The organism is Arthrobacter sp. ATA002 (genome assembly GCF_026898095.1).
GTDB lineage: Bacteria > Actinomycetota > Actinomycetes > Actinomycetales > Micrococcaceae > Arthrobacter_B.
This window is the reverse complement of the sequence record NZ_CP114015.1, coordinates 3206773-3230632: the sequence shown is the minus strand read 5'-3', so window position 1 is coordinate 3230632 and position 23860 is coordinate 3206773. Positions and strand designations below refer to the sequence as shown.

General features: G+C 67.3%; 23 protein-coding genes, 5 pseudogenes and 1 riboswitch. Of the genes and pseudogenes, 18 read left to right on the top strand and 10 right to left on the bottom strand.

The window, feature by feature from the left end; genetic code table 11:
- Positions 1 to 14 precede the first annotated feature (14 nt).
- On the bottom strand, positions 15 to 1472 hold the full coding sequence (locus tag OL239_RS15940) for an aldehyde dehydrogenase family protein (RefSeq protein WP_268909713.1): 1458 nt from the start codon (positions 1470 to 1472) through the stop codon (positions 15 to 17).
- Positions 1473 to 1676: 204 nt separating this feature from the next.
- A riboswitch (SAM riboswitch) is annotated at positions 1677 to 1801 on the top strand.
- Between the two features lie 29 nt (positions 1802 to 1830).
- Between OL239_RS15940 and OL239_RS15935 the strand changes: the two genes are divergently transcribed.
- The 14 genes and pseudogenes from OL239_RS15935 (at position 1831) to OL239_RS15870 (ending at position 13809) form a co-directional block, all read left to right on the top strand.
- Positions 1831 to 1995 (top strand): hypothetical protein, encoded by a 165-nt coding sequence (locus tag OL239_RS15935; RefSeq protein ID WP_268909712.1) that lies wholly within the window; start codon positions 1831 to 1833, stop codon positions 1993 to 1995.
- Positions 1992 to 2372 carry a hypothetical protein gene (locus tag OL239_RS15930; RefSeq protein WP_268909711.1) on the top strand — a complete coding sequence of 127 codons (381 nt, stop codon included), beginning with the start codon at positions 1992 to 1994 and terminating at the stop codon, positions 2370 to 2372. The genes OL239_RS15935 and OL239_RS15930 overlap by 4 nt, the downstream gene beginning before the upstream one ends.
- Before the next feature lie 112 nt (positions 2373 to 2484).
- The gene (locus OL239_RS15925) at positions 2485 to 3840 is read left to right on the top strand and encodes an Nramp family divalent metal transporter (RefSeq protein ID WP_268909710.1); all 1356 of its coding nucleotides are present in this window, start codon (positions 2485 to 2487) and stop codon (positions 3838 to 3840) included.
- 141 nt (positions 3841 to 3981) lie between these two features.
- A complete protein-coding gene (locus OL239_RS15920) occupies positions 3982 to 5355 on the top strand; it encodes a serine/threonine-protein kinase (protein ID WP_268909709.1) in 1374 nt (457 codons plus the stop codon).
- The gene (locus OL239_RS15915) at positions 5352 to 5669 is read left to right on the top strand and encodes a hypothetical protein (protein WP_268909708.1); all 318 of its coding nucleotides are present in this window, start codon (positions 5352 to 5354) and stop codon (positions 5667 to 5669) included. The genes OL239_RS15920 and OL239_RS15915 overlap by 4 nt, the downstream gene beginning before the upstream one ends.
- A 54-nt stretch (positions 5670 to 5723) precedes the next feature.
- A pseudogene (locus tag OL239_RS15910) lies at positions 5724 to 6135 on the top strand (YchJ family protein).
- A gap of 146 nt (positions 6136 to 6281) precedes the next feature.
- The gene (locus tag OL239_RS15905; RefSeq protein WP_268909707.1) at positions 6282 to 7337 is read left to right on the top strand and encodes a zinc-dependent alcohol dehydrogenase family protein; all 1056 of its coding nucleotides are present in this window, start codon (positions 6282 to 6284) and stop codon (positions 7335 to 7337) included.
- Between the two features lie 66 nt (positions 7338 to 7403).
- A complete protein-coding gene (locus OL239_RS15900; RefSeq protein WP_268909706.1) occupies positions 7404 to 7646 on the top strand; it encodes an alcohol dehydrogenase catalytic domain-containing protein in 243 nt (80 codons plus the stop codon).
- Complete coding sequence (locus OL239_RS15895) at positions 7643 to 8419, top strand: zinc-binding dehydrogenase (protein WP_268909705.1); 777 nt, start codon at positions 7643 to 7645, stop codon at positions 8417 to 8419. The genes OL239_RS15900 and OL239_RS15895 overlap by 4 nt, the downstream gene beginning before the upstream one ends.
- 97 nt (positions 8420 to 8516) lie before the next feature.
- On the top strand, positions 8517 to 9158 hold the full coding sequence (locus OL239_RS15890; protein WP_268909704.1) for an ABC transporter permease: 642 nt from the start codon (positions 8517 to 8519) through the stop codon (positions 9156 to 9158).
- 103 nt (positions 9159 to 9261) lie between these two features.
- A pseudogene (locus OL239_RS19730) lies at positions 9262 to 9627 on the top strand (ATP-binding cassette domain-containing protein); the annotation flags it as partial.
- A 688-nt stretch (positions 9628 to 10315) separates the two neighbouring features.
- Positions 10316 to 11158 carry an ABC transporter permease gene (locus OL239_RS15880; RefSeq protein ID WP_268909703.1) on the top strand — a complete coding sequence of 281 codons (843 nt, stop codon included), beginning with the start codon at positions 10316 to 10318 and terminating at the stop codon, positions 11156 to 11158.
- Positions 11158 to 12162 (top strand): glycine betaine ABC transporter substrate-binding protein, encoded by a 1005-nt coding sequence (locus OL239_RS15875; RefSeq protein WP_268909702.1) that lies wholly within the window; start codon positions 11158 to 11160, stop codon positions 12160 to 12162. Before OL239_RS15880 ends, OL239_RS15875 begins: the two co-directional genes overlap by 1 nt.
- Before the next feature lie 105 nt (positions 12163 to 12267).
- A complete protein-coding gene (locus OL239_RS15870) occupies positions 12268 to 13809 on the top strand; it encodes an SLC13 family permease (protein ID WP_442864162.1) in 1542 nt (513 codons plus the stop codon).
- Here OL239_RS15870 and OL239_RS15865 read toward each other — a convergent pair.
- Together OL239_RS15865 and OL239_RS20300 are read right to left on the bottom strand one after the other, a co-directional pair.
- The gene (locus OL239_RS15865; RefSeq protein ID WP_268909700.1) at positions 13806 to 14060 is read right to left on the bottom strand and encodes an alpha/beta fold hydrolase; all 255 of its coding nucleotides are present in this window, start codon (positions 14058 to 14060) and stop codon (positions 13806 to 13808) included. The two genes, OL239_RS15870 and OL239_RS15865, sit on opposite strands and share 4 nt — an antisense overlap.
- Positions 14061 to 14217: 157 nt before the next feature.
- Positions 14218 to 14571: an alpha/beta fold hydrolase gene (locus OL239_RS20300; RefSeq protein WP_442864312.1), complete on the bottom strand. Its 354-nt coding sequence runs from the start codon at positions 14569 to 14571 to the stop codon at positions 14218 to 14220.
- Positions 14572 to 14866: 295 nt separating this feature from the next.
- On the opposite strand from OL239_RS20300, the pseudogene OL239_RS15860 reads away from it, so the two are divergent.
- The 3 genes and pseudogenes from OL239_RS15860 to OL239_RS15850 all read left to right on the top strand — a co-directional run.
- Positions 14867 to 15787 (top strand): annotated as a pseudogene (locus OL239_RS15860) (metal ABC transporter substrate-binding protein); the annotation flags it as partial.
- Positions 15753 to 16573, top strand: a pseudogene (locus OL239_RS15855) (metal ABC transporter ATP-binding protein). The pseudogenes OL239_RS15860 and OL239_RS15855, both read left to right, overlap by 35 nt.
- The gene (locus OL239_RS15850; RefSeq protein WP_268909699.1) at positions 16566 to 17423 is read left to right on the top strand and encodes a metal ABC transporter permease; all 858 of its coding nucleotides are present in this window, start codon (positions 16566 to 16568) and stop codon (positions 17421 to 17423) included. Before OL239_RS15855 ends, OL239_RS15850 begins: the two are co-directional and overlap by 8 nt.
- Here the strand turns inward: OL239_RS15850 and OL239_RS15845 are convergent.
- From OL239_RS15845 to OL239_RS15815, 7 genes and pseudogenes are all read right to left on the bottom strand, one after another.
- Positions 17341 to 18216, bottom strand: a complete 876-nt coding sequence (locus OL239_RS15845) for an urease accessory protein UreD (RefSeq protein ID WP_268909698.1) — start codon at positions 18214 to 18216, stop codon at positions 17341 to 17343. The genes OL239_RS15850 and OL239_RS15845 overlap by 83 nt on opposite strands.
- Positions 18179 to 18957: pseudogene (ureG, locus tag OL239_RS15840) on the bottom strand (urease accessory protein UreG). The gene OL239_RS15845 and the pseudogene ureG overlap by 38 nt, the downstream one beginning before the upstream one ends.
- A complete protein-coding gene (locus tag OL239_RS15835) occupies positions 18950 to 19684 on the bottom strand; it encodes an urease accessory protein UreF (protein ID WP_268909697.1) in 735 nt (244 codons plus the stop codon). Before OL239_RS15835 ends, ureG begins: the two are co-directional and overlap by 8 nt.
- 9 nt (positions 19685 to 19693) lie before the next feature.
- On the bottom strand, positions 19694 to 21400 hold the full coding sequence (locus OL239_RS15830; protein ID WP_268909696.1) for an urease subunit alpha: 1707 nt from the start codon (positions 21398 to 21400) through the stop codon (positions 19694 to 19696).
- Position 21401: 1 nt separating this feature from the next.
- Positions 21402 to 21785 carry an urease subunit beta gene (locus tag OL239_RS15825; RefSeq protein WP_268909695.1) on the bottom strand — a complete coding sequence of 128 codons (384 nt, stop codon included), beginning with the start codon at positions 21783 to 21785 and terminating at the stop codon, positions 21402 to 21404.
- Positions 21782 to 22084, bottom strand: coding sequence for an urease subunit gamma (locus OL239_RS15820; protein WP_268909694.1), 303 nt, complete (start codon positions 22082 to 22084; stop codon positions 21782 to 21784). The genes OL239_RS15825 and OL239_RS15820 overlap by 4 nt, the downstream gene beginning before the upstream one ends.
- 89 nt (positions 22085 to 22173) lie before the next feature.
- Positions 22174 to 22725, bottom strand: coding sequence for a hypothetical protein (locus OL239_RS15815; protein WP_329609256.1), 552 nt, complete (start codon positions 22723 to 22725; stop codon positions 22174 to 22176).
- 229 nt (positions 22726 to 22954) lie between these two features.
- On the opposite strand from OL239_RS15815, the gene OL239_RS15810 reads away from it, so the two are divergent.
- Complete coding sequence (locus OL239_RS15810) at positions 22955 to 23851, top strand: phosphodiesterase (RefSeq protein WP_268909693.1); 897 nt, start codon at positions 22955 to 22957, stop codon at positions 23849 to 23851.
- The last annotated feature ends 9 nt before the right edge of the window (positions 23852 to 23860 follow it).

The following is a 23860-nucleotide window of genomic DNA, read 5'->3' as shown; positions in this document are numbered from 1 at the left end:
AACGGGGGATGGTGCTATTCGGGGCGGATGAGGGCCATGCGGGTGACCGTGAATTCCTCGATGGCGTACCGCGGCCCCTCCCGGCCGATGCCGGAATCCTTGACGCCGCCGTAGGGCATGATGTCGGAGCGGAAGCCCGGAATTTCATTGACCACCACTCCGCCGACGTCGAGCGCGTTAATGGCAGCAAAGGCATTCTGCAGGGATGCCGTGTACACGGCTGCGTGCAGGCCGTACCGGGAATCATTGACGGACTCGACGGCGGCGGCAAAATTCGGCACCCGCTGCAGGCACACGACCGGGCCGAACACCTCCTCCCGCCACACCGCGCAGTCCGGCGGCACATCCGCCAGGACGGTGGGCGGCACCGACCTGCCCTCCGCCGTCCCGCCGGCCAGGAGCCGGGCGCCGCCGTCCACCGCCGCCGTAATCCAGGACGAGATCCGGTCAGCCGCAGCGGAATCAATGACTTCCGCCAGCCGGGTGTTCCCGTCGCGCGGGTCGCCCACGAGGACCCCGGGAAGGCGCGAGAGCAGCAGCTCCTCAAAAGCGTCAGCGACCGGTTCGGTGAGCACCACCCGCTGCACGGAGATGCACGCCTGGCCGTTGGCGTAGAAACCGCCGCGGATCACCGCATCCACGGCAGCGGACAGGTTGGCATCCTCAGCCACGATCAAACCCGTGTTCGACCCGAGTTCCAGCAGCACCCTGCGCGGTGCGGCGTCCCGGGCGATGCGGTGCCCGACGGCGGCGGAGCCGGTGAACGAAACGACGGCCGTGCGCGGATCCTTCACCAGCGCCTCCCCGGCCTCCGCGCCTCCGGTCACCAGCTGAACCGCGCCGGGCGTTATGCCGTGGGCCGCCAGCACCCCGCGGATCAGGTCAACTGCCCACAGGGCGGCCAGCGGCGCTTCGGGGGAGGGCTTGAGGATGACGGGGCATCCGGCGGCAAGGGCCGGAGCCAGTTTGTGGCTGGCAAGCAGCAGGGGATAGTTGAAGCCGGAAATGCCGACGACGACGCCGGCCGGACGGCGGGTGTAGTAGCCCAGCATTCCTTCGCCCTGCGGCTGCAGATCCAGGGGCACGGTTTCTCCGCGGATGTGTGCCACTTCCTCGGCCGCAGCACTCCATGTGGTGAGCGTCCGCGCGACCTCCGTCCGGCAGTCGACCAGGGGTTTGCCCGTTTCGAGGACCAGCAGGTCCTCGAAGGCGGCCCGGTGCTCCGCGAGGATGTTCTGCACGGCGAGCAGAACGGCACGCCTGCGGCCGCTGCTCAGCGCTGCCAGCTCCGGACGGGCGGCGGCCGCCGTTTCCAGCGCCTGCGCCGCGTGTTCCGCCGTGCCCACCGGCGCACGGGCCACCTCGGTGCCGTCGAAGGGGAAGAGCACGGGTTCGGTCTGTGCGCATTCCGCCCAGCGCAGGTGGTCTGCCCCGAGGGGAAGTCCGTCCGGGTGGGGTCGTGGATTGGTCACGCGGGGTCCTCCTGCTCTCCGGCCGGCCGGTGCCTGTGGCCGTGCGCCCGGTCATCGAACTGGTCTGACCAGTTCGATGAACGCTAGCCCCGAGACCTGTCCCGGTCAACAGTTTTTCCTGCTTCCGGTCGCCGGGCGCAACAGTGCCGAGGCAACACGTGCGCTGACGCGGGCCGGGGGCAAAGCTGGTTATACTGCCAACAGCTTCAAGAACTGCGGCCGCCAAGCTCCGACTTGGCCGCATACCAACCCCACGCTCGTTGGGTGGTTCGGATGAAGAAGCGGCCAGCACTCGCCCTTCGGGCAACCGGTGCCGGCAAGAGCACGCCGAAAGGACCGGCGCACGCGCCGTATTCTCATGACCCCAGCCCCAGCCAACACCCCGGCGCATCCCCGCGCCGCATCCTCCGAACAGCCGGACACCGTGCTGCAGGCAGTATCCCTGCACGATTATGAGCAGGTGGTCACGGCCCGGGCCTCCTTCGTGGATTTCCTGCTGGCCGGAACGGAGGACCGGCAATGAACGGGCGCTCCGGGCTGCTGCTGGACGTTCCCGTGCTGGCCGATATCCGCAGCGGCAAGGCCAGCCCCGCCGTCGTCGGCTTCTTGCGGAACCGCAGCAGCCTTCGGATCTTCATCTCGGTCCTGGCCCTGGGGGAGCTGCCCGACCCCGACCTGTCCTGGCTGCGCGAACTGACCGGACGCTATGCCTGCCACATCCTGCCCGTGGACCACGAGACGGCGCTCGCTTCCGCGCGGATGGATCACGGTGCCGGAACGCTCACTGCACTAACGGCCTCGACCGCCATCCTCCATGACCTGTGTGTGGTTACGGACCGGCCGCAGGACTATTCCGTGCTTGGTGCCGCCGCTGTGGACCCGTGGGCTGACGGCCGGTAACACAGCGGGGAGCAGGCATCCAGCGTGAGACAATGCATACATCCCCGTGACGGCAACCACAGTTGATGGCGGCTGTCCAAATTCAAGCAAGCAGTAAGGAATTCCCGGGCACATGGCCAACAACAGTTCTCCTCCCCAGCCGCAGGGCACGCACGCGGACCGCGTGGATGACGACGGCGGCGCACCAGCCAAGTGGAAGGTCATCGGCCCGGGGCTGGTGGTTGCCGCCGCCGGAGTGGGAGCGGCCGACATGGTTGCCACCCTGGTGGCCGGCTCCAAATACGGTTATGGGCTGCTCTGGGCCGTCATCCTCGGCGTGATCCTCAAGATCATCCTGGTGGAAGGCGCCGGCCGGTACACCCTGGCCACCGGCAAGACCATCTTTGAGGGATGGCGTTCACTGGGGAAATGGACCACCTGGTACTTCGGCCCATACATCATGATCTGGGGCTTTGTTTACGGAGCCACCGCCATGTCCTCGGCAGCACTGCCGCTGGCCGCCCTGTTCCCGGGGATTCCGTTGTGGGCCTTCGCCATTTTCATGGGCCTGGCCGGCTTTGTCATGGTCTGGTTCGGCCGGTATGCGACCTTCGAAAAAATCACGGCGGTCCTGGTGGGCATCATGTTCGTCACCGTTGTCGGGCTCGCCGTCATCGCGGCGCCGAACCTGCCGGAGATGTTCACCGGACTGGTGCCGACCATCCCCGAGGGCGGCGTCGTCTACACGCTGGCGCTGGCCGGAGGCGTCGGCGGAACCATTACCCTCGCCGCGTACGGCTACTGGCTGCGGGAAAAGGGCTGGTACACGCCCAAGTGGATGAAGGTCATGCGCATCGACAACTCGATGGCGTACGTCATGACCGGCATTTTCGTCATCGCGATGCTGATCGTCGGCGCCGAAGTGGTCCGGTCCGCCGGTGTTTCCCTCAGCTCGGGCGACGAGGGCCTGCTGGACCTCTACGACGTGCTGAAGGCCGAATACGGCGACTTCGTCGGCACCGGATTCCTGGTGGGGTTCTGGGCCGCATCCTTCTCCTCCATCATCGGTGTCTGGAACGGGGTGTCCCTGATGTTCGCCGATTTCTGGGGCAACATGCGCGGCAGGGAATCCGGCCATCCGGACACCCGCGTCGGCGGCAAGTACTTCAAGTTCTATGTGCTGTGGCTGACCTTCCCCCCGATGCTCCTGTTCATCCTTGGCAAGCCGATTGGCCTGATCCTGGCCTACGGCGTCCTCGGCTCCCTCTTCATGCCGTTCCTGGCGATCACGCTGCTCGGCCTGCTCAACGGCAGCCGGGTACCAAAGGCCTGGGCGAACAAACTGCACACCAACATCGCCCTGGGAATTACCGCCCTGCTGTTCATCGTGCTCGGTATCCAGCAGCTGGTGGACGCCGTCATGAAGGCCTTCTCACAAGGCACTGAACCTGCGCGGAAACCCTCCCGAACTGCCCTGCCGCCGCGCTGAAGTGAACCGCCGCGGCAGGGCAGTTTAGCGCAGCGGCAACGCTTGCGCGAGGCCCCCCCGGGGGCCTAAAAAAAGTCGTCACGGCCCATCTACGCCACGATTTCCCTCAGCTACGCTGGAAGGGCGAGAAGAGGTTGCAGTATGGAAAGTTTCGCAGCAAATGGCCTCAACCGGCTCATTTCAGGGCGTTACCGTCTCAACGAACCCATAGGCCACGGTGGCATGGCCACCGTCTACCGAGGACAGGACGAAGCTCTCGGCCGTGACATTGCCGTGAAGCTCTTCCGGGCCAGCGCAGTCGCCCCAGACGACGTTGACCGCCAGGAAACCGAAATGCGTTTACTGGCGTCCCTTTCCCATCCGGGCCTGGTAACACTTTTTGACGCCGGCAAGGACGACGCCGGCCGCGACGACGGCGAAGCCGGCGAACCCCGCGCCTTCCTGGTGATGGAACTTGTGGACGGACCGGACCTGCGCAAGCAGCTCCGCGACGTCAGGAGGCTCGCACCGGACCAGGCCGCCTATCTGGGGGCCGAACTGGCCGGCGCGCTGGCGTACATCCACGGACGGGGAGTCATTCACCGTGACGTGAAACCGGCGAACATCCTGCTTCCTCCGGTGATAGCCGGTACCCTGCCGCGGGCCAAGCTCACGGATTTCGGCATTGCGCGGATGCTCGACGGCGCCCGGATCACGGCCGCGAATGCCACGCTGGGCACCGCCAATTATCTCAGCCCGGAGCAGGCCAGTGCCCAGGACGTCGGATTTTCCAGCGATATTTACTCCCTGGGCCTGGTGCTGCTGGAATCGGTGACCGGGCGGATTGAATTTGGCGGCAGCGCCGTCGAGGCAGCCATTGCCCGGCTGAGCCGTGACCCGGAGGTTCCGGCGGAACTCGGGAACTACTGGTGCAGCCTGCTGAAGTCCATGACGACCCGCGACCCCGATCAGCGGCCCTCCGCGGCGGAAGTTTCGGCGGCCCTGCTGGAGTACCGCTGGACCGCCGGCGGGCTGCCGGAACCGTTGCCCCTGCCGCGGCCGGAGCAGGCGGTGGAAACTGCTGACGACGACGGCGGTGCCACCGCCGGCGGCGTCAGCACGGCCGGGGACCTCCGTACGACCGGCCGGGCAGTGGAGGAACCGGAGCCGGTTTCGGAGCCGGCCCACCCCGCCCGTCCGGAGCATGACGGGCCCGTGTACCATTCCGCGGACTCCGGCGGCGTGTACCGTGCGGTGTCCCCGCCCCGGGTTCCGCCCCGGATCGGATCAGCGCCTCGAAGTGGACCTGCCCGGAATGGGACTGCCGGTGCAGCAGCGGCGGCGCCGCAGCGCCCGTCACGGCTGGCGCTGGCGGGAAGGAGTCTGCTGGCCATGGTCGCAATGGCTGTGCTGGTGACGTCAGTGATCCTGGTGGCCGAACGGCTGGGGGTCTTTCCCCAGAACCAGGGGTATCCGGCGGTTCCCGGACAGCTCGGCGAACACCTGCAGGAGCTGCAGGAAAGCGTTACTCCGTGAGGTACCGCAGGGGTGCGCTGGCGGTGGCCGCAGGGATGGCTGCCGTGGCCGTGCTGGCTGGCTGCGAGGTGCCGGCACTTGAGCCGAAGGCAGCGGAGGAGCTCCAGGCCCAGGTGGCCGAAGTCTCCGAATCTGCTGCGGCGGGGGACTACGAGGCGGCGCTTTCGGCTCTGGAGGAGCTGACGGTGCGGCTGGACGCAGCGGAGCAGCTGGGGGAGGTGTCCGGAACCCGCGAGGACCGGATCAGCGACGCGATCGCCGCGGTCCGCCTGAACCTGGAAACCGAGCTTTCCCTGAGCGGCGGGGGAAACTAGCCCCGGGGCCGTGAAACGGCGAAGGCAGTTCCCGAAACCCGGAATACTGGACGAATGAACACACCGGATCCTGCCTTCGCCGTGCCCGCACCCGGGGACCGCTGCCCGTGCCTCAGGGGGCGAAACGTACGCCGCCTGCTGCGGCAAGTATCACTCGGGAGCACAAACAGCCCCCACGGCCGAAGCGCTGATGCGCTCGCGGTATTCCGCCTTCGCCGCGGGCAGACGGCAGTACCTCCTGGACACCTGGCATCCCTCCACCCGCCCGGCAGCCCTGGACCTGGACCCGGAACTGCAGTGGCGGCGCCTGGACATCCTGGAAACCGCCGCCGGCGGACCGCTGGACGGGCGCGGGACCGTTCGGTTCCGTGCCCACTACCGCGACGGCGCCGGTCGCGGGGTGCAGGAGGAAACCAGCCGCTTCGTCCGGACCGGAGGGAACTGGCTCTATGTTGACGGGGAATAGGCCCGGCCCCTTACGGACGATCCCGCCCCGCTCCTAGGCTGGAAAATGACCGGCCCTTGCGGAGCCGACAGGCCCGTTCCCGGATTCACCCGAACCAGGCTGGCATCACAGCCTGCAGTTGGCCGGCGGGAGCAGATGAGGACACCATGAAAGCACTCGTGTACGAAGGACCCGGACAGAAATCCTGGAAGGACGTGCCGGATCCGCAAATTCAGGAACCGCGGGACGCCATCGTTAAGATCGACAGCACCACAATCTGCGGAACCGATCTGCACATCCTCAAGGGGGATGTGCCGGCGGTGACGCCGGGGCGGGTTCTCGGGCACGAAGGGGTTGGCACCGTGACGGAAACCGGCTCGGGCGTCAACGCCTTCAAAGCCGGGGACAAAGTCATTCTCTCCTGCGTCTCGGCGGACGGTTCGTGCAGCTTCTGCAAGGAAGGCCTGTACTCGCACTGCACGGGAGACGAGGGCCAGCCGGGCATCGGCTGGATCTTCGGGCACCTGATCGACGGGACGCAGGCCGAGTATGTGCGGGTGCCGTATGCGAACACTTCCATGTACCGGCTGCCTGAAAACGTCTCCGACGAACACGGGGTCCTGCTCAGCGACATCTTTCCCACCGGCTTCGAGATCGGGGTGCAGTACGGACAGGTGAAGCCCGGTGACGTCGTCGCGGTGATCGGCGCCGGACCCGTGGGCCTGGCGGTCATCGCCACCGCCGGACTGTACGGGGCGGCTAAGGTCATCGCCGTGGACCTGGACGTCAACCGGGTGGAACAGGCCCGCAGGTTTGGCGCCACCCACGGCGTAAACTCCGGCGAGCAGGACTGGCTCGAGCAGATCATGGCCGAAACGGACGGATGGGGAGTGGATGTGGCAGTGGAAGCCGTCGGCATTCCCGCCACCTTTGACATGTGCACCAGGATCGTCCGGCCCGGCGGCAACGTGGCTAACGTGGGCGTGCACGGTAAACCCGTCAGTCTGGAGCTGGACCGGCTGTGGATCCAGAACATCGACATCAGCACCGGACTGGTGAACACCAACACCACATCGATGCTGCTCAAGCTGATCGCGGAGGGCAAGCTCCCCGCCGACGAGTTCATCAGCCACCGCTATCCGCTCGAGGACATCATGGAAGCCTACGACACGTTCTCGCGGGCCGCCGAGACCGGAGCCCTGAAGGTTATTTTGAACGCCTGACGGCGGCGGGGAACATAATGGGGAACGGCGGGCAGTCCCGCCGTTCCCCAGTGAAAAGAGGTTCCCATGTCAGCCGGCACCATGCTCGCAGGACGTCTCAACATCGAGACGAAGGAATTCACGCTGTCGGAGGTTCCGATTCCGGAGCCCGGCCCCGGGTTTGTCCGGGTCAAGGTGGGCGCCGCCGGTGTCTGCCTTTCCGACGTGCACCTCATCCAGGGCCTGCTGCGCCCGCAGTTCCTCCAGGGCAGCGAAGTCACCCTGGGCCACGAAGCCGCCGGCACGGTTGACCTGCCCGGCCCGGAGTGACTTCCGCGGCGGCGGGCGACCGCGTCGTCATCCAGGCCGGGTACGAGCACCGGGGCGCCACCCTGACCATGGGCGTGGACTACGACGGCGGCTGGGCCGACTACGTCGTCGTTCCGGCCGGCGTCCTGGTTCCGCTCGGGGATGACATTCCCTTCGACCAGGCATCCATCATCCCCGACGCCGTGTCCACCCCCTGGGCTGCCATCTCGTCCACGGCCGGCGTGCGGGCCGGTGAAGCCGTCGGAGTATGGGGCATCGGCGGGCTGGGGGCACACGGGGTCCAGTTGCTGCGCCTGGTCGGAGCCGCGCCCATCATTGCCGTGGACCCGCTTCCCGAAGCACGGCAGCGGGCCCTCGATTATGGTGCCGATTACGCCTTGGATCCGCTGGCAGAGGATTTCAGCGGTGCCGTCAAAGCCGCCACCGACGGCCGGGGGCTGGACGCGGCCCTGGACTTTGCCGGCGTCGACGCGGTCCGTGCCCAGGCCGTCAAAAGCCTCGGACGGCACGGCCGGCTGGTGCTGGTGGGATTAAGCGGCACTCCGATCACCATCAGCGACAGTACGGGTTTCTCCTACGCCCGCAAGCAGATCCTGGGGCACTACGGTTCTGAAGCGCAGCATGTGCCGGAACTAGTGAAACTGGCCCGGCTGGGCCGGCTGGACTTCGCGAAGTCCGTCAGTGCACGCATACCGCTGCGGGATGCCGCGCAGGCGGTCAAACAACTCGATGCCAAGGAGGGCAACCCGATCCGGCTGGTTTTGATCCCCTAGCCCGCCCCCGCCGGACTGGCCCCTGCACAGGCGTCCCGGGCCGGTCTACGCTGGAAAGACTGCAGGCTCCCCACCCGACACCGGAAGTGGGTTTGGCGTGAATGAATTCGTGGCCCAGCGTCTTAACGACATCCTGTTTTCCAGTTGGCAGCACTTCAGCCTGGTGGCCCAGTGCCTGGTGGCCGCCGCCGTCCTGGCCGTCCTCGCTGCGGCGCTGGCGTACCGCAGCCCGGTGCTGCGCTCGGCCGCTGACAGTATCAGCGCCATCGGCCTGACCATTCCGTCCTTCGCCATGATCGGGCTGCTGATCACACCCCTGGGTTTCGGCGTCCGCCCGGCCGTCGTCGTCGTGGGGTTCTTCGCCCTGCTGCCGATCCTCCGCAATGCCATTGTCGGATTGTCCGAGGTCCCGGCGAGCACCGTGGAAGCCGCCCGGGGCCTGGGCATGGGGCGGATCCGCATCTTCTTACGGATTGAACTTCCGCTGGCGTGGCCGGTGATCCTGGCAGGCATCCGCGTTTCCGGCCAGATGGTGATGGGCATAGCCGCCGTGGCCGCGTACGCCCTCGGCCCCGGGCTGGGCGGCTTCATCTTCTCCGGCCTGTCCAGGCTGGGCGGAGCCAACTCCCTGGAATCAGTGGTGACCGGAGTGGTCGGCGTCGTGCTGCTGGCCCTCATCCTTGACCTGCTGCTCGTTGGACTGGGCAGGCTCACAATCCCGCGAGGTATCCGTGTCTGAAACGAATCTTTCCGCCTCGTCCCCCTCCTCCGAAGGCATCCAGCTGGAAAACGTCTCCAAACGTTTTCCCGGGCAGGACCGGGCCGCAGTGAACAACCTGAACATGGAAATCCCCGCCGGTGACATGGTCATGCTCGTGGGCCCGTCCGGCTGCGGAAAAACCACCACCCTGAAAATGATTAACCGGCTCATCGAGCCAACGTCGGGGCGGATCCTGCTCGGCGGCAGCGACATCACCGGCGCCGACGCCGACGAACTGCGCCGCGGCATCGGCTACGTCATCCAGGCCGGCGGCCTGTTTCCGCACATGAGCGTGGCGGCGAACATCGCCGTCGTTCCCTCCATGCTCGGCTGGAACAGGGGCCGCACCGCCCGCCGGGTGGACGAACTGCTGGAACTGGTGTCCCTGGATCCCGCCCGGTACCGGGACCGGTACCCGAAGGAACTGTCCGGAGGCCAGCAGCAGCGGGTGGGGGTAGCGAGGGCACTCGCCGCCGATCCGCCCGTGCTGCTCATGGACGAGCCGTTCGGCGCCGTGGATCCCATCACCCGGGAGCGGCTTCAGGATGAACTGGTCAGCATCCACTCCGACCTGCAAAAGACCATTGTGTTCGTGACGCACGACTTCAACGAGGCAGTGAAACTGGGGGACCGGATCGCCGTGTTTGCCGAAGGCGGACGGCTGGTCCAGTACGATTCCCCCGGCCAAATCCTCGCTGCCCCCGCCAACGACTTCGTGCGCCAGTTCACCGGCTCCGACGCCGGACTCAAGCAGTTGGGCCTGGCGCTGGTCAGCGCCGTTCCTGCGCTGCCGGTGGTGGCCGGAACCCCGGACAGCAGCCCCGGGGAGGTGCTGGCCCGGGTCTTGGACGCGGGACAGGACCACGCAGCCGTCGTTGACGGGGACGGACGGCCCCTTGCCTGGATCCCGGTGGCCGAACTGGAACGGCTGCAGTCCCTGCCGGAGAGCCGGGAGGCTGACCTGCCGCTGGTGGGACCCGATGACACCCTCGCCGATGCGCTGAACGCCATCCTCATTTCAGCCTCGGGTCTGGCACTGGCCACGGACGCGCAGGAAGGCTCGCCGGGGTTATTGATGCGCCGCTGGTCCTGCAGGCCGTGCGGGCCCGGCGCCCGGCAGCGGAAGCAGGCCTGTCATGAGCAGCAGCCAGGCGGCCGGGCGGCGCATCGGCGCAGCGGCAGCGGCGCCGGCGTCGAAGGATGCGGACGCAAAGGAGCGGCGGTACACCAACACAACAGCGGGCGCCCCGGTCCGGGACAACTCGGCCCGCGGACTGATCTGGCAGCTGGCCGCGATCCTCGCCGCCGTGGCCCTGCTGCTGTTCTGGCTGTCGGCCACCGAACTGTCGGAAACCGAACTCGCGACCCTGGCGCCGCAGACGCTCTGGGTCTACACCGTGGAACACCTGCGCCTGACGCTAATCTCCGCGGTGATCGTCCTCGCCGTGGCGATCCCGCTGGGAATCCTGCTGACCCGCGGCCCGCTGCGCTTCCTGACCGGTCCGGTCCTCGCCGTCGTCAACATCGGGCAGGCGGCGCCGGCGATCGGCCTCGTGGTCCTGCTCGCCTTCTGGCTGGGGTTCGGCTTTTGGACGGCAGTGGCCGCTCTGGTCCTGTACGCGCTGCTGCCGGTGCTGCGCAACACCATGGTCGGGCTGGACAGTGTGGATGCGCGGCTGGTGGAGGCCGGACGCGGCATGGGAATGAGTGCCACCCGGGTCCTGCTCCGGGTGGAGCTTCCCCTGGCCGTGCCGCTGATGCTGGCCGGCATCCGCACCGCCCTGGTGCTGCTGGTCGGGACTGGAGCCCTCGCCACATTCATCAACGGCGGCGGGCTGGGTGTGCTGATCACCACCGGAGTCAACCTGAATCTTCCCCGGGTGCTGGTCAGCGGCGCCGTCACGGTTGCCCTGCTGGCGCTGATGGTGGACTGGGTGGGCCGTCTGGTGGAGTACCTGGCCCGGCCGAAAGGACTGTGATGCGGACAAAGCTTCCCCTGCGTTCCCGAAGCGCCGCTGCACTGGCCGCCGCGCTCGCCGCCGTCCTGCTGGTCCTGGGCGGCTGCGGACTGCAGCCCGCGGGGTCCTACGTTCCTCCGGTCGCCGCGGGAAGCATCGAGCCGGTCCCGGGCCTGCCGGACGACGCATCGGTGACCGTGACCTCGAAGAACTTCACCGAACAGCTCATCCTGGGCAAAATGGCCGTGCTGGCGTCCAAAGCGGCCGGATTCCAGGTCACTGACCTGAGCAACGTTCCCGGCAGCCTGCCGGCCCGGGAACTCCTGCGCAGCGGGCAGGCGGACATCATGTGGGAATACACCGGCACAGCGTGGCTGACCTACCTGGGGTATGAGCAGGGAATCCCGGACCAGCAGGAGCAGTGGCAGGCGGTCTACGACGCGGACCAGGCCAACGGCCTGACCTGGGGAGCGCCGGCGGAACTGAACAACACCTATGCCCTGGCCATGAGCCGGGACCTGGCCGCGGAACTGGGAGTGACCAGCATTTCGGACCTGGCTGCCCTTCCGGTGGAGGACCTCACGTTTTGCGTGGATGCCGAGTTCAATTCCCGGCAGGACGGGTTCAACCCCATGCTGGCGCTCTACGGCCTTGACCGCGGCACCGTCGTTCCGGAGCAGAACGTCGGGATCTATGACACGGGAGCCGTTTACGGCGCGGTGGACCAGGGCGAGTGCCTGGTGGGCGAAGTCTTCGCCACCGACGGCCGGATCGATGCCCTCGACCTGCTCGTGCTGGAAGACGACCGCAACTTCTTTCCCGCCTACAACGCGGCACCGGTGATCTACACGGAGACGCTGCAAAAGTATCCGGAGCTGGAAGCGGTGCTGGAACAGGTGGCGGAAAGGCTCGACGACGAAACCATGCGCTCGCTGAACCTCAAGGTGGACGTGCAGGGGGAAGAACCGGAGCAGGTGGCCTATGACTGGATGGTCGCCGAAGGGCTGGTTTCCCGGGTGCAGTAGCGGCGGCACCCTCCGCCTCCACCACCGGACTTTTTTACTCTGCCGCCCCGGTGGGGTTGGATGGTGGGACGCCCGCCCACTCATCCGGAGGACCGACCCTTGACGATGCCGACAAGACCGACTGCCGAACCAGCGCCGCCGAATGCCGAACAAGGCACGGAGAGCGATCAAGACACAGCACCGGGGATGCTCGCCCCCGCCGAGGACAGACGGGTACTCCGGCGCAAGCGGTCAGGGCTGCTGCTCGGCGTTGTCCTGGGCGTCCTCGTCTATTTCATCATGCCCCAGGACCTGGCCCAGCCCGCCCGCGCGACCGCCGCCGTCGCCGTGCTGATGGCGGTCTGGTGGATGACGGAAGCGATCCCGCTCGCCGCCACAGCCCTGCTTCCCCTCCTGCTGTTCCCGGCACTCGGTGTTGCCACGATCCAGGAAACAGCACCGCCCTACGCCGACCCCATCATTTTCCTGTTCATGGGCGGGTTCTTCCTCGCCCTGGCACTCCAGCGCTGGAATCTTCACCGGCGCATCGCCCTGGCCACCGTCCTCCTGGTCGGAACCAAGCCCAGGCAGCTGATTGCCGGGTTCATGGTGGCCACCGGATTCCTCAGCATGTGGGTCTCCAACACCGCCACCGCGGTCATGATGCTGCCGATCGGCATTTCCGTGCTGACCCTCGTGGCCAACCTCAATGAAGAGAAGAAAGCTCCAGGGAACTTCAGCATTGCGCTGATGCTCGGTATTGCCTATTCCGCGTCCATCGGGTCGCTGGGCACCATTATTGGTACGCCGCCCAACGCGCTGATGGTGGGCTACATGGCGGACGCCCATGACGTGAACATCGGGTTTGGCCAGTGGATGCTGGTGGGCGTGCCGCTCGCCGTAATTTTTATGGCCATTGCCTGGTACCTGCTGACCTGTGTGATCTTCAAGCCCGAGATCACCGAAATCCCCGGCGGCCGGGAAATGATCCAGCGTGAATACAAGAAACTCGGGGCCATGTCCTTCGGTGAGAAGCAGGTGCTGGCCATCTTTGTCCTGGCCGCCGCTTCCTGGATCACGGTGCCGCTGCTGTGGCCGGGCTCCAACATTGCCGACGCCGTGATCGCCATGGGCGTTGCGGTCCTGCTCTTTGTCATTCCGGCCAGCGTCAGGACGGGAGTGCCGCTGCTGGACTGGTCCAGCGCCAAGGAACTGCCGTGGGACATCCTGATCCTGTTCGGCGGCGGCCTGGCCCTGTCCTCCCGTTTTACGGCCAGCGGGCTGAGCGAGTGGATCGGCACCAAGGTGTCAGGTCTGGAGGCGCTGCCGCTCATCCTGATCGTGCTGGTGATTGCCGGCCTGGTCCTGGGCCTGACGGAACTGACGAGCAACACGGCGACGGCGGCCACGTTCCTGCCGCTGATCGGCGGAGTCGCCCTGGGCCTGGGCATTGATCCGCTGCTGCTGGTCATCCCGGTGGCTCTGGCCGCCACCTGTGCCTTCATGCTGCCCGTGGCAACTCCGCCGAACGCCATTGCCTTCTCCTCGGGCCACGTGCAGATCGCCGACATGGTTAAGTCCGGGATATGGCTGAACCTGATCGCCCTGGTGCTCACTACGCTGGTGACCTTCACACTGGCGGTCTGGGTCTTCGGGATCGTGTACTAAAAGAACGCGAGCATCTCGGCCAGGACTTCGCCGGGAGCTTCCTCGGGAAGATAGTGCCCGGCGTCCACCGCCCTGCCGGTGGCGCCGGGCACTGCTTTGCCCCACAGTGCGAGCGGATCAAACTGCTTTTCCACGACCCCGTGCGCTCCCCACAGCACACGCAGCGGAACGTCCGGAGTGCGGCCTGCCGCCCGGTCCGCCCGGTCGTGCTCGAGATCGATGGTTGCCGCGGCGCGGTAGTCCTCGCACATGGCGTGGACGGCGCCGGGGAGGACAGGGCGGCCACATACGCGTCCAGGACCGGCGCCGGAAACGGTGCCAGTCCGGCGTAGCGGCTGCCCATGATGTTCTGAACGTAGGAGCGCGGACTGGCCTCGATCAGGGCCTCGGGAAGGGGCTCCGGCTGGATCAGGAAAAACCAGTGAAAGTACGCCTCGGCGAAGTCCCGGTCGGTTCCCGCGTACATGTCCAGCGTCGGGGCGATATCCAGGAACATGGCCTTCGTAACCCGGCCGGGATGGTCGGCCAGCATCCGGTGCCCCACCCTGGCCCCGCGGTCGTGGGCACACAGTGCGAAACTGCCGAAGCCCCGCTCCGCGCCGAAATGCTCCATGAGCAGGACTGCGTCCAGCGCCATTTCGCGCTTGCTGTACGTGGAGTGGTCCCCTCTCCCGCCGGTTTGGAGGAGCCGCCGTAGCCGCGCAGGTCGGGGGCCACCACAGTGAACTCTTCCGCCAGGGCATCCGCGATCCGGTGCCACATCAGGTGCGTTTCCGGATGGCCGTGCAGCAGCAGCAGCGGAGGCTTGCCGGCTGCTCCGCCGGTCCGTGAAATGCGGCCGGTTACTGTGATGCCGTTGACCTTCACGGCAAACTGCTCAAAGAGTTTCCATCCAGGCAAATCTCCGGTCATCCGGTTTTTCCTTTTCCTCGGCGCGGCTGGGCCAACTTAATCACGCAGGGCTCCCGGCCGCCAGTCCGGGGATCGAATGACGGACCGTGAAATGTTAGGTGAACCGAACTTGTGTATGCGGCATGCCTAATACTAGGGTCCTGCCATGACCCCACACACTCTCTTCACACCGCTTCGCACAGCCGCCGCGCTCCTGAGCTTGCTGGTCCTTGCCGGATGCAGCGGCTCCGCCGGGGCGGAGCCCGCTGACGACGAACGGCCGGTGGTGCTCACCACCTTCACGGTGCTGGCGGACATGGCGCAAAACGTGGCCGGAGACCATGTCCGGGTGGAATCCATCACCAAACCAGGTTCCGAGATCCACGGCTACGAGCCAACGCCGGGGGATCTCCGCAGAGCCGTTTCCGCCGACCTGATCCTGGATAACGGCCTGAACCTGGAGGCCTGGTTCGCCAAGTTCGTGGCCGACGTCGACGTACCCCACGTGGTCGTCAGCGAGGGGGTGCAGACCATCAACATTGCCGATGATGTGTCTGCGGGGAAACCCAATCCGCACGCCTGGATGTCCCCGGTGAACGGCCAGGTCTACGTGGACAATATCGTGGCGGCCCTGAGCGGCCTCGATCCGGCGAACGCAGCCGACTATGAAGCCAACGGATCCGCCTACAAGGCAGAACTGCAGACGGTTCAGGATGAGTTGGCCGGCGAACTGGCCACCCTTCCCCCGACCCAGCGCGCCCTGGTGACCTGCGAAGGCGCATTTTCCTACTTGGCGCGTGATGCCGGACTCACCGAGCAGTACCTCTGGGCGGTCAACTCCGAGCAGCAGGCCACGCCGCAGCAGATCACGGAGACCATAGAGTTCGTGCGCGGGAACAATGTCCCGGCGGTCTTCTGCGAGTCGACCGTCTCCGACGCACCCATGCAGCAGGTGGTCGAGGCCAGCGGCGCCGGGTTCGGCGGCGTCCTGTACGTGGATTCGCTCTCCGGGGCTGACGGCCCGGTTCCCACCTACCTGGACCTGCTGCGCCATGACAGCCGCGTCATTGTCGACGGCCTCACCGGGGCGCGGCGTGAGCGTGCCGGCTGTAGAGGTGAACGCCGTGACCGTCCGGTACGGAGACGTCACGGCGCTCGACGGTGCCAGCCTCACCCTCGGTTCCGGCAGCATCTGCGGATTGGTGGGGATGAACGGTTCCGGCAAGTCCACGCTCTTCAAAACCATCATGGGACTGGTGAAACCCGATGCCGGCGGAGTGCTTATCCACGGAGCACCGCCGTCCCGGCCCGCCGCCGGGGCGAGGTGGCCTACGTTCCGCAGAGCGAGGAAGTGGATTGGTCCTTTCCCGTTTCCGTGCGCGACGTGGTGCTGATGGGCCGCTACGGGCGGATGGGATTCACCCGCCGTCCGCGGAAAACGGACCACGAGGCAGCGGACCGCGCGCTGGAACGGGTGGAACTGGGCGAATTCGCGGACCGGCAGATTGGCCGGCTGTCCGGCGGACAGAAGAAGCGGGCCTTCGTCGCCCGCGGCATCGCCCAGGAAGCCTCGGTGCTGCTGCTGGACGAGCCGTTCGCCGGGGTGGATAAACGGTCCGAGGCCACGATTACCTCCCAGCTGCGGGCGCTGGCCGATGACGGCTGCAGCATCCTCGTTTCCACCCATGACCTGCAGGCCCTGCCCGGCCTGGCCGACGAGGCCGCGCTGCTGATGCGCCGGGTCCTGGTCCATGGACATCCCTCTGAGGTGCTGCGTCCCGAGCACCTGGCCCGCGCCTTCGGCCTGGATCCGGCCGCCGCGGCCGGGCAGGCCCGCACGCCGGCGCCCCGGACCGGAGCCGGCCATGCTTGAGATCCTGCTCGACCCGCTCAGCTATGACTTCATGCTCCGGGCCGTGGCCGTGGCTGTCATTGCGGCCGCCGTCTGCGGAGTGCTCTCCTGCTGGCTCGTCCTCATCGGCTGGTCGCTGATGGGGGATGCCGTGTCCCACGCGGTGCTGCCGGGCGTGGTGCTGGCGTACATTGCCGGGGCACCGTTCGCCGTCGGCGCGGTCCTTTTCGGCTTCATTGCCGTGGCGCTGATTGGGCTGGTGAACGGAACCAGCCGGGTCAAGGAAGACGCTGCGATGGGCATCGTCTTCACCACGCTCTTCGCGCTGGGACTGGTGCTTATTTCCGTCACCCCCAGCCAAACAGACCTGAACCACATCATTTTCGGCAACATCCTCGGCGTCAGCGCCGCCGACCTCACCCAGGTTGCCGTTCTGGGCGGGCTGACGCTGCTGGCCCTGCTGCTCAAGCGGCGGGACTTCACTCTCTACGCCTTCGACCGCACCCATGCCTACGCCGTCGGCCTCAGTCCGCGCATGCTCGGCGCCGCCCTCCTGGGGCTGCTGGCGCTGACCTCCGTCGTCGCACTCCAGGCAGTGGGAGTCATCCTGGTGGTGGCCATGCTGATCATCCCGGGAGCCACCGCCCACCTGCTCACCGACCGGTTCAACCGCATGCTGCTGATCGCCCCGGGCATCTCGGTGGCCTGTTCCGTTGCGGGGCTGTACCTGAGCTGGTACCTGGACACGTCACCGGGCGGAATGATGGTGCTGTGCCAGGGGGCCGTGTTCACGCTGGTGTATCTGTTTGCCCCGCACCACGGTGTCCTCGGACGCCGGCTGTTTGCAGCAACTCGTCACGCCACGCGGTAAACACCGCTCCGGTTCCGCCGTCGGCGGTATGGGCGTCCCCGGCCAGGCTCCGTGCGACGGCGCCGGGCGCCGCAAGATCGAAGCGGCGCACCCGGTGCGGTGCGGCGTCCCCGGCCGCTCCGGACGCTGCATCATCTCCATCCGCTCCGTCCGCTGCCGGCAGTTCCGCCGGACGCCAGCCCGCCGCCGTCGCGCCCCCGAGAACTTTGGAGCCGCCGAGGATCCCGACGGCGCGGGCCCGGGGCCCGGTCAGATCCAGGTCGTCGTACAGCCAGTCTCCGGCCGGCCCTGTAAGCCGCGTGACGCTGCGAAGGCTGCCGCCGGATTCGCCGCTGCGGCCGAGCACCAGGGTTTCGCGGACCAGGGCGCGGGCACCGGCGGCCAGGTGCACCCGGGTTTCCCGGAGGACGTTCGAGCCTGCTGCCGCGACGAAGGAGGCCCCGTCCCAAATCAGGGCGGCGTTGGGTCCCAGCTCGGCCTGCAGCGACCAGCGGGACGGCACCCCTTCGGCGTCGTAGGCCACCAGGCCGGCCGGCTCAACCACCTCCAGCGTGACCCCCTCGCCGACGGACACCTCGATCCGGACGTCGTCGCCGCCCAGCAGCATCATGTGGATGCCGATCAGCGCCACGCGCAGGTGCAGCGGGTTGGCGCCGCCGTGAACCGGCCGGGGCGCCAGGTACAGGCCCTGGTCCAGCACTGAAAAGCGGGCCCGTCCGCCGGACGCTTCCACGCAGATCCGGGTGGGGCGGGGCTCAGTGCCGGTGCGGAACAGTGTCGGGCTCCTCATCATGGGTGTGGATGTAGCCGCCGTCCTCATCGGCATGGAAGTGCGGCGCCATAGGGCCCGGATCCTGCGGCGTGTGCGAACCGGTGCGGTGCAGGGCCACCATGGAGCGGACCCACGCGCTGAGGTCATCGATGGTGTGCTGCTGTTTGCGGGAAAGCGCCAGCACCGGGCCGCTCTCGCGGGCTGCGGTGGCGTCGGCGACCATCAGGTCCACGTCCACGTCCACGTGCGGGGCCAGATCGATCTTGTTGATGACCAGCAGGTCGGCCCGGGCAATCCCGGGCCGCCCTTGCGGGCCACATCGCCGCCGCCGGCCACATCCAGGACAAAGATCTGGGCATCCACGAGGGCAGGGGAGAAGGTGGCCGTCAGGTTGTCTCCGCCGCTTTCCACCAGCACCAGGTCCAGCGGGGCGAAGTCCACCTCCAGGTCTTCGACCGCCAGCAGGTTGGTGGTGACGTCGTCGCGGATGGCAGTGTGCGGGCAGGCACCGGTTTCCACGGCACGGATCCGTTCGGCGGGCAGGACACCGGCCGAGCGCAGGAACCGGGCGTCCTCGTCCGTGTAGATGTCGTTGGTGATGACCCCAATGGAGAGTTCCCCGGCCATGGCGCGGCAGATTGTGGCAATCAGGGAACTCTTGCCGGTTCCCACCGGTCCGGCGACGCCCAGGCGCAGGGAACGGGACGGGTCCGCAGCGGTATCGGCGGTGTGGTTGGTCTTCGGTGCGGTGTTCTCAGGCAACGAATAGTCTCCTTGTTCTTTCGGTGTGGTCTTCGGCCCAGTGCTCCATCCAGGGAGCGCTGAGTGCGGGGATGTCTTCGGCCGTCCGGGCCTGCACCGCGTGGTGGGCGACGGCGTTGATCTGCGGTTCGGCGGCCAGGATCCAGGCGGTGGCGGACATGGGATCGATGGGCAGCAGTTTCAGGGCGGCGGCAACCACCGACTGCGCATCGTCGTAGCAGCAGAGTTTCGCCAGCTGCAGTTCGCCCACGCCCAGGGCCTGCGCCGCAACCCCCAGCGCCACCGGGCGGGTGGGGCGCGGAACCTCCCGTTTGAGGGTGGCGACGGCGCAGTTTCCCGCTTTGAGCGTCAGCGCCAGCCGCAGCATTCCCCGCCCGAGCCGCCGGGAGGCGTCCCGCTGCGCGGGGGAGGGAGTGCGGGCATCCAGTGCTGCTTCCAGGGCGGCGAAGGCCGGCGGGTCCCCGCCGCCGTCGTGCTCCCCGGAGGGCGGGCCGGCGGCCAGCACCGCCGCCCGCCGGTGGGCCAGCACGGCCGCTGCTGTCTCCATGCGCACGACACTCTGCAGCCGGGACACCAGATAGGGATAGACGCCGTCGGCCTGCAGCCCTGCCATCACCGCCGGCTCCAGGCCTGCGGAATGGGAATAGGCGCCCGAGGGCAGCCGGGAATCGGCGAGCAGGAAGGCCGCTACTGCCGACTCGGCGGCGGGGGGAATGGTCTCGGTCACCGCGGCGGCCTAGAACAGGGAGTAGCGCTGGGTCAGGGGCAGCTCGGCGGCGGGCGCGGGTTCGATGAGCTGCCCGTCGATGCTGACCATGAAGGTCTCGGGATTCACGCGGATGTCCGGCAGCGCGGTGTTGTTGGGCAAGGACGCCTTGGTCACGTTCCGGGTGGACCTGATTGCGGTCAGCTTCCGCACCAGGCCCAGCCGGTCCGCCAGACCGTCATCAAGTGCCGCCTGCGCCACGAACGAGGTGGACAGATGCGGAGCCGACGCCGCCCGCCCCGCCAGCGACTCGCGCATCCAGACCGGCTGCGGAGTGGGCAGGGAGGCATTCGGGTCGCCCATCTGTCCCGCGACGATGGCGCCGCCCTTGATCACCAGTGACGGCCGGACGCCGAAAAACGCCGGGTTCCACAGCACCAAGTCGGCCATCTTGCCGGCCTCCACGGAGCCGACTTCGGCGTCGATGCCGTGGGCCACGGCGGGGCAGATGGTGTATTTGGCGATGTACCGGCGCACCCGCTCATTGTCCGCGGGAAGCGCGGACTCAGCGGGCCCCATGTAGTCCTTCATAATGTGGGCCACCTGCCAGGTGCGCGTGATTGTTTCACCGATGCGTCCCATGGCCTGCGCATCCGAGGACGTGATGGACATGGCGCCCAGGTCCTGCAGTACGTCCTCGGCCATCATGGTGTTGGCCCGGATCCGTGACTCCGCGAAGGCCAGGTCCTCCGGGATCCGCGGGTTCAGGTGGTGGCAGACCATCAGCATGTCGAGGTGCTCGGCCACGGTGTTCACTGTGAACGGGAGCGTGGGATTGGTGGAGGCGGGCAGCACATTGACGGAGGAAGCGACCGTGATGATGTCCGGGGCGTGGCCTCCGCCGGCGCCCTCGGCGTGGAAGACGTGGATGCCGCGGCCCTTGATGGCGGCCAGGGTGTCCTGCACGTAACCGGCCTCGTTGAGGGAGTCGGCGTGCAGCGCCACCTGCACGCCCCACCGGTCCGCGGCGGTCAGCGCCGCGTCAATGGCTGCCGGGGTGGAGCCCCAGTCCTCGTGGACCTTGTAGCCGGCGGCACCGGCCAGGGCTTGTTCCTCCAGGGCAGCCTGGCTCACGGTGTTGCCCTTGCCGTACAGCAGGAAATTCATGGGCAGGGTGTCCAGGGCCCGGTGCATCACCTGCAGGTTCCAGGCACCGGGGGTGACGGTGGTGGCCTTGGACCCTTCCGCGGGTCCGGTGCCGCCGCCGCCCACGGTGGTGATGCCGGCGGCCAGTGCCTCCCGCAGCGCGTCGGTACCCAGCAGGTGCACGTGGGTGTCGATGCCGCCGGCGGTGAGGATCCGTCCTTCGCCGGCAATCACCTCGGTGCCGGGACCGATCACCAGCGCCGGATCGATTCCGTCCATGATGTCGGGGTTCCCGGACTTGCCGATGCCGGCGATGCGTCCGTTCCTGACCCCGACGTCGGCGCGGACGATGCCCCAGTGGTCCACGATCAGCACATTGGTGATGATCAGGTCCGGGGCTCCTTCGGCCGAGGTGCGGGTGGACTGGGCCATGGATTCGCGGATGTTCTTGCCGCCGCCAAACACCGATTCGTCGCCGCCGAAGGTGTAATCCTTTTCCGGGCTGATCCACAGGTCGGTGTCGCCGAGCCGGACGGAGTCTCCCACTGTGGGCCCGTACAGGTGCGCGTAGTCGTGCCGTGAAATCTCCATGTCAGCCCTCCGCTTTCGGGGCGGACGGGGAAACGGGTGCAGGGGCGCCGCCCGCGCCCGCGCCCGCGCCGCCGTCGTTGTCCGGGCGGATCCGCAGGCCGGGCACGCTGGCGCTGCCGGCCAGCCGGACCAGCGCCACGTCCCGGGATGCTCCGGGTTCAAAGCGCACCGCGGTGCCGGCCGGCACGTTCAGCCGGAAACCGGCGGCTGCAGCCCGGTCAAAGGCCAGTGCCGGGTTGACATCGGCGAAGTGGAAATGCGAGCCAACCTGGACCGGCCGGTCGCCGGTGTTGGTCACCACCAGCTGCCGGGTTTCACGGCCGGCATTCAAGGAAAGCCCGCCGGCTGCCGGGCGGAGCTCACCGGGGACGAGGGGAGCGCTCATGAGATGGGATCCGTGATGGTCACGAGCTTGCGGCCGTCAGGGAAGGTGGCCTCAATCTGCAGGTCCGGGATCATTTCCGGAACGCCTTCCATCACGTCATCACGGCCCAGGACGCTGCGGCCCTCACTCATCAGGTCCGCCACCAGGCCGCCCTCCCGGGCCCGTTCCATGACCCAGCATGAGATGAGCGCGACGGCTTCCGGATAATTGAGCCGCACGCCGCGGGCCCGGCGGTCGCGCGCGACCATGCCGGCCACACTGAGCAGCAGCTTCTCCGTGTCAGAGGGAGTCAGGAACATGGGGGGAATTCTGGCACCGGCATGTTTCCGATGTGTTGCGTGTTACGTAACAGTTCCCAGACCGGAAGTTCCCCGGCCGGAATGAGGCCTTACTTGGCGGACTTGGACTTCCTGCCGTCCTTCCGCTCCTTCTTCCCAGCGACATTCTTGGCGGTCTTGATGGCAGCAGCAGCCACGCCGGCCTTGACCGGCGCCGGCACCTTGACTTCCTTGACCTTGGTGACTTCCTTGATCTTGGTCCTGTTCCTGCGGTCCAGGAGCAGCGAAGCGGCAATGCCGGCCATCCATACGTCCTTGGCGAGCGGTGTGCCCTGCGCCGTCGGCCGGACGCCGTCAGCTTCGGTAAGACCCGGGGTCTTGGCATACATGGTCAGCATTCCGCCCGAAAATACTCCGAGGACCAGTCCGGCGAGCCGGCTCGGGATAAACGGGGTCAGCAGGGTCACGCCCACGGTGATCTCGGCGGCGCTCAGCAGCTTGCCGAACCGGACCGCATCAAGGTCCATGACCTGCGGGAAGGCATTGGAAGCCATCTGCTGCAGGCCGGCGGCGCTTTCCTTGTCGAGGTTGCGCTTGCCCAGGCCGGAATTGAGGATGTAGGCGCCGGTGACCAGGCGCAGCGGAATGTGGCTGATTCTCATGGGGGGTCCTTCCGTGACGTCGCTGACATCCCTGAGCCTACGGCCGGGAGGGAAAGTGCGCCAGAGCATGCCATCCACCCGCACAGGCGGCTGCCCGGTCCCGTCCGGGCGGTGGCCTGGACAGGCCGGGGGAGAACACGCCGGCCTTGGTTAACCCTCAGCTCAAAACTCTGCTTTCATGGAGGTGAAGGAACGCAGTAGCAGCTGTCGTCGACACTAGAAGGTCCTCATGGATTTCCTCCCGGCCGAGCACCCCCGGCCGCGTCATTTCATTCTTCACCTCAGCGACACGCACCTGGTCGGCGGCACCGGCCCGCTTTACGGAGCAGTGGACAGCCGGGCAAAACTGGCCGGGCTCTTCGACAGGCTGGAAAGTTCCGGGCAAAAGCCCGAGGCCATCGTCATTACCGGCGATCTGGCTGATAAAGGAGAACGGCAGGCCTACGCCAAACTCCGGAACATTGTCCTGCCTGCCGCCGAACGGATGGGAGCCCGGGTGATCTGGGCCATGGGCAATCATGACCACCGGGGAAACTTCAAAGCGGCACTGCTGGACGAAGCGCCGGACATGGCGCCGGTGGACCGCGTCTACCTGGTCAACGGACTGCGGATCATCACCCTTGACACCACTGTCCCCGGCTATCACCACGGCGAACTCAGCGGTTCGCAGCTGGACTGGCTCCGGGACGTCCTGCGGAAACCGGCGCCGGACGGAACAATCCTGGCCATGCACCATCCTCCGGTGCCCAGCGTCCAGGACCTGACCGTCCTGGTGGAGCTGCGCCACCAGCGGGACCTGGCCGCGGTGGTGGAGGGGACCGACGTGCGGTCGATCATTGCCGGGCACCTGCACTACTCCACGTTCGCGACCTTCGCGGGGGTCCCCGTCTCCGTCGCCTCGGCCACGTGCTACACCCAGGACCTGGCGACGCCCGGAACCCGCGGACAGGATGCCGGACAGGCGTTCAACATGGTGCACGTGTACGGGGACTCAGTGGTTCATTCGGTGGTTCCGCTGGAGGAGGACCGGACAGTCGGAGAGCGTGTGGACGAGGCGGAAACCCGCCGGCGCCTGGACGCGGCGGGCGTGCGGATCCTCGATGCGCAGCAGCTGACCTCGGCCTGAGCGCCGCGG